The following is a 263-nucleotide window of genomic DNA, read 5'->3' on the forward strand; positions in this document are numbered from 1 at the left end:
GCGGCGGCTGAGCTCGGCGGCGTTGTCGAGAACGACACGGGTGAGCACTTCTTCGGTGAGAGTCTCGATGTCGGCGCGGTAGGCGATCCCGCAGGCTCGTTCGAGCAGGGTCGTCAAGGAGCCGATGTGGCCCTGGGTGCGGGCGAACAGCAGGTCGGCATGGTCGGTGAGCACGCCCGGTTCCGCCTCGGCCAGTTTCAGGTGTGGCTCAAGTTGGTTGAGGAGGTCCTTCCAGCCGCGCTGGCCTGCGGGGGTGACGATGG

At 67.3% G+C, this 263-nt stretch carries 1 protein-coding gene; it reads right to left on the reverse strand.

Features of this window, described 5'->3' with window-relative positions; translation table 11 throughout:
- On the reverse strand, positions 1 to 263 hold a 263-nt coding region (locus tag MKD49_RS26035), incomplete at both ends, for a hypothetical protein (RefSeq protein WP_252697745.1).

This window comes from Herbaspirillum sp. WGmk3 (assembly GCF_023952535.1).
GTDB classification, from domain to species: Bacteria; Pseudomonadota; Gammaproteobacteria; order Burkholderiales; family Burkholderiaceae_D; genus Herbaspirillum; species Herbaspirillum huttiense.